The 9,171-nt window shown below is 60.0% G+C and carries 11 protein-coding genes and 1 pseudogene; 10 read left to right on the forward strand and 2 right to left on the reverse strand.

What is annotated here, in order from left to right; all coding sequences use genetic code 11:
- Positions 1-27 precede the first annotated feature (27 nt).
- Positions 28-1,875 (reverse strand): sigma-54-dependent Fis family transcriptional regulator, encoded by a 1,848-nt coding sequence (locus PG5_RS26905; protein ID WP_033044442.1) that lies wholly within the window; start codon positions 1,873-1,875, stop codon positions 28-30.
- A gap of 344 nt (positions 1,876-2,219) precedes the next feature.
- On the opposite strand from PG5_RS26905, the gene pchA reads away from it, so the two are divergent.
- The 5 genes from pchA to PG5_RS26930 are packed head-to-tail and all read left to right on the forward strand — an operon-like array spanning position 2,220 to position 6,809.
- Positions 2,220-3,704, forward strand: coding sequence for a 4-hydroxybenzaldehyde dehydrogenase (gene pchA / locus PG5_RS26910; protein ID WP_020800234.1), 1,485 nt, complete (start codon positions 2,220-2,222; stop codon positions 3,702-3,704).
- Between the two features lie 53 nt (positions 3,705-3,757).
- Positions 3,758-4,093 carry a cytochrome c gene (locus PG5_RS26915; protein WP_020800235.1) on the forward strand — a complete coding sequence of 112 codons (336 nt, stop codon included), beginning with the start codon at positions 3,758-3,760 and terminating at the stop codon, positions 4,091-4,093.
- Positions 4,094-4,103: 10 nt separating this feature from the next.
- Positions 4,104-4,796, forward strand: a complete 693-nt coding sequence (locus tag PG5_RS26920; protein ID WP_020800236.1) for a hypothetical protein — start codon at positions 4,104-4,106, stop codon at positions 4,794-4,796.
- Positions 4,797-4,809: 13 nt separating this feature from the next.
- Complete coding sequence (locus PG5_RS26925; protein WP_020800237.1) at positions 4,810-6,378, forward strand: FAD-binding oxidoreductase; 1,569 nt, start codon at positions 4,810-4,812, stop codon at positions 6,376-6,378.
- Between the two features lie 59 nt (positions 6,379-6,437).
- Complete coding sequence (locus PG5_RS26930; RefSeq protein WP_020800238.1) at positions 6,438-6,809, forward strand: cytochrome c family protein; 372 nt, start codon at positions 6,438-6,440, stop codon at positions 6,807-6,809.
- Positions 6,810-6,826: 17 nt separating this feature from the next.
- On the opposite strand, the gene PG5_RS34345 is transcribed toward PG5_RS26930, so the two are convergent.
- Complete coding sequence (locus PG5_RS34345) at positions 6,827-6,976, reverse strand: hypothetical protein (protein WP_155943752.1); 150 nt, start codon at positions 6,974-6,976, stop codon at positions 6,827-6,829.
- Between PG5_RS34345 and PG5_RS26935 the strand changes: the two genes are divergently transcribed.
- From PG5_RS26935 to PG5_RS26950, 5 genes and pseudogenes are all read left to right on the forward strand, one after another.
- The gene (locus PG5_RS26935) at positions 6,975-7,373 is read left to right on the forward strand and encodes a hypothetical protein (protein ID WP_020800239.1); all 399 of its coding nucleotides are present in this window, start codon (positions 6,975-6,977) and stop codon (positions 7,371-7,373) included. The two genes, PG5_RS34345 and PG5_RS26935, sit on opposite strands and share 2 nt — an antisense overlap.
- Positions 7,374-7,477: 104 nt before the next feature.
- Positions 7,478-7,873: a hypothetical protein gene (locus tag PG5_RS26940; protein ID WP_020800240.1), complete on the forward strand. Its 396-nt coding sequence runs from the start codon at positions 7,478-7,480 to the stop codon at positions 7,871-7,873.
- 111 nt (positions 7,874-7,984) lie between these two features.
- Positions 7,985-8,053, forward strand: a pseudogene (locus tag PG5_RS35475) (DUF2933 domain-containing protein); the annotation flags it as partial.
- Positions 8,054-8,082: 29 nt separating this feature from the next.
- The gene (locus PG5_RS26945) at positions 8,083-8,766 is read left to right on the forward strand and encodes an isoprenylcysteine carboxylmethyltransferase family protein (RefSeq protein ID WP_020800241.1); all 684 of its coding nucleotides are present in this window, start codon (positions 8,083-8,085) and stop codon (positions 8,764-8,766) included.
- On the forward strand, positions 8,763-9,032 hold the full coding sequence (locus PG5_RS26950) for a DUF5676 family membrane protein (RefSeq protein WP_020800242.1): 270 nt from the start codon (positions 8,763-8,765) through the stop codon (positions 9,030-9,032). The genes PG5_RS26945 and PG5_RS26950 overlap by 4 nt, the downstream gene beginning before the upstream one ends.
- Positions 9,033-9,171 lie beyond the last annotated feature (139 nt).

Genomic DNA, 9,171 nt, shown 5'->3' on the forward strand with positions numbered 1-9,171 from the left:
CCTCGGGGCATTGGGTTCAACCCGGCGCTAGCTTCCCTTGAGGCGATAGCTGACCTGGGCGCGACTCATGCCAAGCATCTGCGCCGCCGCCGTGATGTTGCCACCGGAGCGTTCCATGGCCAGGCGCACCAGGTGCAATTCGATTTCTGCCAGGGGTGTATTGAGCACCCGTTGGCTCCCGGAAACGAAGGCCTGCAGGCCTTCCAATACCGGCTCGCGAAGTGCGTCTGTGGTACCGCCCTCTTCGATGGGTGACCCTGCCTTGCCGGCCCCCTCATCACGGCGCTCGCCAGCCGACAAGCGCCCCTCTGGCGTCAGGCCGATGGCCATTGCCATCAACGGCGCGCCAATCTCGGCCAGATGCACGATATCAATGACCTCGCCATCACCGGCGGATATCACGCCACGCTCGATCAGGTTCTGCAGTTCACGAATATTGCCGGGAAACCGATAAGTCAGCAGTGCGTTGACCAGTCTGGTGCTGAAGCCCGCCAGCCGACGTCCGTGACGCTGGCTGAAATGACGCAGGAAGTAGCTCATCAGCAGCGGGATATCTTCGCGGCGCTCGCGCAACGGTGGCAGATGAATAGGGAACACATTCAGTCGGTAAAACAAGTCTTCACGAAAACGTCCCGCCTCAACCTCGCGACGCAGATCCAGGTTAGTCGCGGCGATGACCCGTACATCCACCCGGATCGGCGCCGTGCCACCGACGCGCTCGATTTCACCTTCCTGCAAGGCACGCAAAATCTTGCTCTGCGCACTGAAGCTCAACGTCGCTATTTCGTCGAGGAACAGCGTCCCGCCATGGGCCCGTTCGAAACGACCGGGACGCGAACGCTCAGCACCGGTAAAGGCACCACGCTCGACCCCGAACAGTTCGGCCTCCACCAGGTTTTCCGGCAAGGTCGCGCAGTTGAGCGCCACCAGCGGCTTGTGCTGCCTCGAACTGGATTGGTACAGCGAGCGGGCGAACAACTCTTTGCCGACCCCTGATTCCCCGGTCAACAACACCGTCGCCTGAGTCGGTGCGACCCTTTGCAGCAATTGAGTGGCAACCACGAACGCCGCCGAAATGCCCACCAGCGGTTTGCCATCGGCCGGCTCCTCCAGCTCGGCAATGGTGGTCTCGGTCCCCGAGGCGTAGGTGCTGCGACTGAGGAAGTCGCTCGGGTCCAGATAGGCCAGGTCGGCATCGATGTCGTCCCACTGATCGGCCGGTTTGCCAACGATACGGCAGGCCGGGTGACCCATCGAGCGGCACTCCTGCTCGCGAAAGACGACCAGCCGGCCGAGCAACGACGAGGCGTACCCGCTGGCATAACCGATCTCCATCCAGCAGGCCGGTTCGCCGCCCAGGCCATAGGCTGCAATGTGCTCGTCGTCTTCGAGTGAGTTGTGCCAAAGGAACTCGGAATAGAAGTGTCCAATGCCAGAGTCGATTTCGAAACGCACCACCTCGACATTGACCATGCCTTCGAGCATGTGCAGCCGTGGTCCGGCGCTGTACAGGCTGGTGTCATCACCCTCCGGCCATTGCTCGCTGACCTGGGCAGCGTCACGCGCGCCGGCTTGCCAGCCGATCCGCGTAAGCAGGCCACGCGCCTTGTCGAACCCCAGCGCCTCGATCAGCTCGCGGCGGATGGCCCCGAACGCCGAGCCTTGCAGCAGCATCATGCGCTGGCCACACAACCACACGCTGCCATCTTGAGGAGCGAAGGCCACCGTTTCCGCCAACTGCTCAGCCGTTGGCAGGCCGCTACTGCCGAACTGGCTGGCGCGGTCGACGATCAGGCGCTTCTGCCGGCCAAGCATCTGTTTGAGAAAATCCTCACCGGCAGAGCGACCAGTCTTGGTGTGCGTAGTACGAGTCATGGGCAGTCAACAAGAGGCAGGTAGGTAACCTGTGAGTATGCCCAGCCCTCCAGCGGGGTCAATCCGCTTGCGATCGACTCCACGGCTCCTTGTCGTCCGCCTGCTCGATAACCGCACAGTTTCTGATGACGCTCACCTGGTGTCGAGCTTTCAACAGCGTGCGATTTTCTCTGCATAAATTTGCGCACAACTGCCTTCCAGTCCGCGCCACAGGCAGGATTCAGCGCGACCACAGTACAACTTAACTTATTGTTTATTAAGGAAATATACCTATTAAACAGACATGGCACGATAAATGTTAACAGGCACCTCTGCACATAAATAAAAAAAGAGGTGACCTCGTCATGACCACTACCCCTTTCGTTCGCCCTGCCTACCAGAACCTTGAATTGCAGCCACTCGCCGGACAATGGCGCGCCGGCAGCGCCGGTCGAACGTTGGACGTGTTCGACCCTTTCACTCAGACACGCTTGCTGCAGATCACCCAGGCCAATCGCGAAGACCTCGATGCCGCCTACCGCAAGGCGCGCGTCACCCAGCTCGATTGGGCCACCAAAGGGCCGGCCGAACGGGGCCAGGTGCTGCTCAACGCGGTGAAAATCTTCGACGAGCGTCGTGAAGAAATCATCGATTGGATCATCCGCGAGTCTGGCAGTACGCGCATCAAGGCGCAGATCGAATGGGGCGCCGCGCGCGCCATCACCCTGGAGTCAGCCAGCCTGCCCAGCCGCGTGCATGGGCGCATTCTTGCCTCCAACATCCCTGGCAAGGAAAGCCGCGTCTACCGCACCCCCCTGGGCGTGATCGGTGTTATCAGCCCGTGGAATTTCCCCTTGCACCTGACCGCACGCTCCCTCGCACCGGCCCTGGCGCTGGGCAACGCCGTAGTGGTCAAGCCGGCCAGTGACACCCCCGTCACCGGCGGCCTGTTGCTGGCGCGCATCTTCGAGGAAGCCGGCTTGCCATCTGGCGTGCTCAGTGTCGTCGTCGGTTCCGGCGCGGAAATCGGCGATGCCTTCGTCGAGCACCCGGTCCCGGCGTTCATCTCCTTCACCGGATCGACCCAGGTCGGCCGCAACATCGGCCGCATCGCCAGCGGCGGTGAGCATCTGAAGCACGTTGCCCTGGAACTGGGTGGAAACAGTCCGTTCGTGGTCCTGGCCGATGCCGACGTCGAACAGGCCATCAGTGCCGCCGTGGTGGGCAAATTCCTCCACCAGGGGCAAATCTGCATGGCGATCAACCGCATCATCGTCGAACAGCCGCTGCTGGAAACCTTCACCCGGCGATTCGTCGAGCGAGTCAAGGCGCTGCCCTACGGCGACCCGAACAAAGCTGAAACGGTGATAGGCCCGGTGATCAACAGCAAGCAACTGGCGGGCCTGCAAGAGAAGATCGCCACGGCCCAAGCCGAAGGCGCCACGCTGCTGGTTGGCGGTGAAGCCCACGGCAACGTCCTGCCACCGCACGTGTTCGGCAACGTCACCGCCGACATGGACATCGCCCATGAAGAAATTTTTGGCCCTCTGGTCGGCATTCAGTCTGCCCGTGACGCCGAGCATGCCCTGGAACTGGCCAACAGCAGCGAATACGGACTCTCCAGCGCCGTATTCACCTCCAGCCTGGAGCGCGGCGTGCAGTTCGCCCGACGCATCCACGCCGGTATGACCCACGTCAACGACATCCCGGTCAATGACGAACCCAACGCGCCGTTCGGCGGTGAGAAGAACTCCGGGCTCGGTCGCTTCAACGGCGATTGGGCGATCGACGAGTTCACCACTGACCACTGGATCACCTTGCAACATGCGCCAAGGGCGTATCCGTTCTGAGCTGCATGACGCCTCCCATGAACCCACCTGCCAATAAGAAAATGGAGTACGAAATGTCTTCACTCCTCAACAGCTCAGCTGTGAAACGGACCCTGTCTGCCTGCCTTGCCCTGCCCTTGATCGTGCTGGCTGGGAACGCCGCCGCCGATGGCGACGGCGTCTGGAAAGGCGGGGAAAACGTCTATGCCAAGGTGTGCGGCCACTGCCACGAAAAACAGGTCGGCCCGCAAATCACCGGCCGCCAGCTGCCAGCGCAGTACATCACTGCAATTGTGCGCAATGGATTTCGTGCCATGCCGGCCTTCCCTGCCTCGTTCATCGACGATAACTCGCTGCAACAGGTCGCCGAGTACATTTCCAAAACGCCTGCCCCGGCGGCCAAGCCTTGAGGAGCCTGCCATGAACGTCGAACGTCGCACGGTACTGAAGGGCTTGGCATTGAGCAGCCTGGCCGGCATAGCCGTGACCAGCTCCTGCCTGAGCATGGCCGGTAGTGTTCTGGGCGCTCAAGCCCAGCCTGTCTTGCCGACCCTGGTCCTGGTCAACAATGAGGTGGCCGAGTCGGTCTTCCTCCAGGGCGTCAACGCCAGCCGGGGGGGCAAGCAGGTCAAGGTACAGCGTACCGACCTCAGCCTGGACTTCATCCTGGGTTTTGAAAAACGCCTGCGCAGCGGCCAGCCGCAACGCATCATCGGCCTGGTCGACGATGCCAGCGCCGCATTGATCGTCGACTTGGCACGCAGCGCTGGCGCGCGCGTGCAGTGGCTCGGCCAGCACCGCGCCACGCCCCACGCTTCACAGCACCGTCTGCTCAGCGCCGAAGCCGCCAGCGGCTGCGCCCCCCAACTGGGCCTGAGCCTGAACGCCTGTGGCAGCGGCTTCAGCCTGACCGAACAGCGTATGCACAGCCTGCAAGCGCCGTTGCAAGCGTCTGCCACCGCCCGCAACAGAGACAGCTCAGACCAATGGGCCGCCACGCTGGGCTACACCCTTGCAGCCCTTGGCACCACCAGCGACCGGCAGGCACCACTGATTGCCCGCCGACCCGTGCCGCTTACCGGCAATTTCGTTTCGTTTTCGATCGAGGCTTGAAGGAGCTAATCAAATGACTGAGCAAAACAACAAGACCCTGCTCCCGCGCGGCGTCGACAGCGCAAACTTCGAGCAAGCCATCGCCAAGTTCCGCAAACTGCTGGGCGATGACAACGTCCTGGTCAAAGACGATCAACTGATCCCCTACGCCAAGATCATGATGGCCGTGGACAATGCCGAGCACACGCCATCTGCCGCCGTCACCGCCACCACCGTCGAACAGGTGCAGGGCGTGGTGAAGATCTGCAACGAACACAAGATCCCGGTGTGGACCATCTCCACCGGTCGCAACTTCGGTTACGGCTCGGCAGCACCAGGCCAGCGCGGACAGATCATTCTCGACCTGAAGAAGATGAACAAAATCCTCCACGTCGACCCTGAACTGTGTACCGCCCTGGTCGAGCCGGGCGTGACCTATCAGCAGCTCTACGACTACATCCAGGAACACAACCTGCCTTTGATGCTGTCGTTCTCCGCGCCGTCGGCCATCGCCGGCCCCTTGGGCAACACCATGGATCGCGGCGTGGGTTACACACCCTACGGCGAACACTTCCTGATGCAGTGCGGCATGGAGGTTGTGCTGGCCAACGGCGATGTGTACCGCACCGGCATGGGCGGCGTAAAAGGCGACAATGCCTGGCAGGTATTCAAGTGGGGCTATGGCCCGACCCTGGATGGCATGTTCACCCAGGCCAACTACGGTATCTGCACGAAGATGGGCTTCTGGCTGATGCCAAAACCTCCGGTCTTCAAACCGTTCGAGATCAAGTTCGAGAACGAATCGGACATCGCCGAGATCGTCGAATTCATCCGCCCGCTGCGCATTGCCCAAGTCATTCCCAATTCGGTAGTGATCGCTGGCGTACTCTGGGAAGCATCCACCTGCAACACCCGCCGTTCCGACTACACCAGCGAGCCGGGCGCGACCCCCGACGCGATCCTCAAGCAAATCCAGAAAGACAAGAACCTCGGCGCCTGGAACGTCTACGCCGCACTGTATGGCACCAAGGAGCAGGTCGACGTCAACTGGAGCATCGTCACCGGCGCCCTCAAGCAACTGGGCAAAGGCCGGATCGTCACCCAGGAAGAAGCGGGTGATACCCAGCCGTTCAAGTACCGCGCTCAGTTGATGTCAGGCGTGCCTAACCTGCAGGAATTCGGCCTGTACAACTGGCGTGGTGGCGGCGGCTCGATGTGGTTCGCACCGGTGAGCCAGGCCCGGGGCAGCGAGTGCGACAAACAACAGGCCCTGGCCAAGAAGACCCTCAACAAACACGGCCTGGACTACGTCGGCGAGTTCATCGTCGGCTGGCGCGACATGCACCACGTCATCGACGTTTTATATGACCGCACCAACCCTGAAGAGACACAGCGCGCGAACGCCTGCTTCGCCGAGTTGCTGGATGTGTTCGAGAAGGAAGGCTACGCCGTCTACCGCGTCAACACCGCTTTCCAGGAGCGGGTGGCGCAGAGCTACGGCCCGGTCAAACGCAAGCTTGAACATGCCATCAAGCGGGCGCTGGACCCGAACAACATCCTGGCACCGGGCAAGTCGGGCATCGACCTCGCCAACTCATTCTGATTGCGCTTGAGGCTCCGCCAGGACTGTCCTGTCGGGGCTTTTTATCGACAGGGAACACAATGACCTACACACAATTTCTGGTGGCCGCCGCGCTGGTGCTGGCCGCCCCTCTGACACTGGCCCAAGGCGACGTCGCTCAGGGCCAAGCCCTGTTCAAGACTCAGTGCGGCTTCTGCCACAGCCCCGAAGCGGGCAAGAACCTGATGGGGCCGAGCCTGCACGGCGTATTCGATCGCACCAGTGCCCAGGCTCCAGCCTTTACCTATTCCGCCGCCCTGCAAGGCGCCAGCCTGAAGTGGGACGACGCCAATCTGGACAAGTGGCTGACCAGTCCTGCCAGCCTGGTGCCGGGCAATGTGATGATGTTTGCGGGGCAGGCCGACAGGCAGAGTCGTCAGGATCTTATTGCTTATTTGAAGAGTTTGAGGTGAGTAAATCAGGCGTCGGGTCATACATCTGGGCATTGCGCCCATCCCCGTGTTGGCGTTGTTGGGGAGCCTTCACAAGTGACCTGAGTTTGATTTTGATCAAACTCTCCATTGCTTTGCCAGCTAGACTGAAAATCAACACGACGTAATAAGTCGAGGTTGTACTTCATGTACTGGTTCCATCGTCACCGCCGCAGCCTATTGCACCTTACCCTCGCGGTATGGGTGCTGGCTGTGGCCGTGATGGCAATCCAGGGGTGTCTGGTACAGCCGATTCACAATTTGGCCACCCCACACACTATCGAGCAGTATGTGGTGGATGGTCATGCGCTCCACGCCAATGGTTGCCTTCAAAACTGTAAAGACACTGCCACGGCGATAAAACCTGCATTGCAGACGCCAGCAGCGGATCCTGTCCACTGGGCCGCCCTGTTACTGCTAACAGCGGCAGTCCTGATATTGGTGCTTGATCCTGAGCAAAAATCCTCTCTGGCCACCCTTGTACTAAAACGTCCCGCGCCACCAAAAAGCCCGGTACGGCTGACATTCGTCCGTTTCAACGATTAGCCCCCCTGCCTCAGAGTGGCAGAGCACAGGTTGCTCTGCCCTGCTGCAGCGCTTTTTCGCGACCAGGCCATTCTGCTTATCCCTCACAATCTCAGGAGTTCATCATGCAAGTGCATTCTAAATGGGTTCTGGCTGCCGTCCTGGCTAGCAGTGCATTCATGGTCTCTGCCGAGGATGCCCATCACCCGGCCGACTCAACCGTGAGCACTGCTCCGGCATCGACGGCCGTGAACAATGCCATGACCGAGCAAATGCAAAAAATGCAGGCTGCACATGACAAAGCGGCAGCGGCTGAAACGCCAGCTGAGCGCCAGGCCGCCTTGCAAGAAGGCATGAAAGCGATGAAGGACAGCATGTCCATGATGAGCAAGGAACACAGTGCAATGGGTTGCATGGGCATGTCTGGTGCGAAGGACGGCGCAGGCAAAGGGATGATGGACATGATGATGCAGATGATGGACCAACAGTCGTCCATGATGGAAATGCCAATGAAAAAGTAAATGTGCGGTAGAGCCGCGGAATGTTCTGGGCCATGGGCGCTTTACAGTTCCTTGCAGCCAATTGAGCTAACAACTCAGGTACAGAGCGCCTTACCCTGCTTGTAACTAGCAGCCTGCCCACTTGTGCAACTGTTTATGCCCCACGACCAAGGTGATCATCAGCAAAGGCACGAACGGTAAACACACCAGGCAAGTGAGGAGTACCAACCATGAGCCATACTGAATCGGCCTACGGTCTCTGGTCGCTGGTCATTATCAACTCATTAGTGTTTATCTTGTTCGCCTTCAGCTTCACCCGGCCCAAGACGCGCCGCGATTGGCGCTCCTTTGGCATGTTCTCGGCGTTCCTGGTGGCACTGTTTACCGAAATGTACGGTTTCCCGCTGACTATCTACCTGTTGATGCCCTGGCTCGCTCGTAACTTCCCTGGCATCGACTTCCTCTCGCACGACGCTGGGCATCTGCTCGAAACACTGATGGGCTGGAAGGTCAATCCGCATTGGGGGCCATTCCACATTTTCAGCAACCTGCTGATCGCTGGCGGCTTCTGGTTATTGGCAGCCGCCTGGCGTGTGCTCTACGAGGCCCAAGGTACTGGGCAGCTAGCGGTCGACGGGCCCTATGCGCGGATCCGTCACCCGCAGTACGTCGGTTTCGTGCTGATCATGTTTGGCTTTTTGTTGCAATGGCCCACGTTGATCACCTTGGTAATGTTCCCAATTCTCCTACTGGTCTACATCAAGCTGGCGAAGCGGGAAGAACAGGAGATGCTTGCACGATTCGGCGATGCCTACCGCACTTACCGTGAACGGACACAGGCATTCCTGCCTTGGTCAGCCCGCCGCAGTCCCTCCCCTACTGGCGCCCCTCCGAACTCAGGAAAACAGCCATGAACGCCCCCTGGAAAACCGGCATTTCCTTGGCCCTGACCATGGCCATTTCCTACAGCATCTGTGCGCTGCTCTATGCGCTATGGCCGGTGCAGGGAATCGCCTTTCTCAACGCCTTGTTCCATGGACTCGACTTCGGTCGCTTGCAAGCTCCGCAAGACTACGGTGTGGCGACTTTCGTCGGGCCGCTGCTGGTCTTGAGTGTATGGGGAGCGATGGTCGGCACCTTGTTTGCGTGGTTGTCCGCCAAGCTCCATGGCAGGCCTTGATAGGCGCTTCGAATCAGGAGGCCGTGATGAACCAATCACACATGCAGCACCAACAGGCGCTGGCATCAGGAAAAATGGCAAAAGATCCGATCTGCGGGATGATGGTGGACAAGACCACCGCGTTGTCACGAGAACGTGG

The sequence above is a fragment of the Pseudomonas sp. G5(2012) genome (assembly GCF_000408945.1).
Lineage (GTDB): Bacteria > Pseudomonadota > Gammaproteobacteria > Pseudomonadales > Pseudomonadaceae > Aquipseudomonas > Aquipseudomonas umsongensis.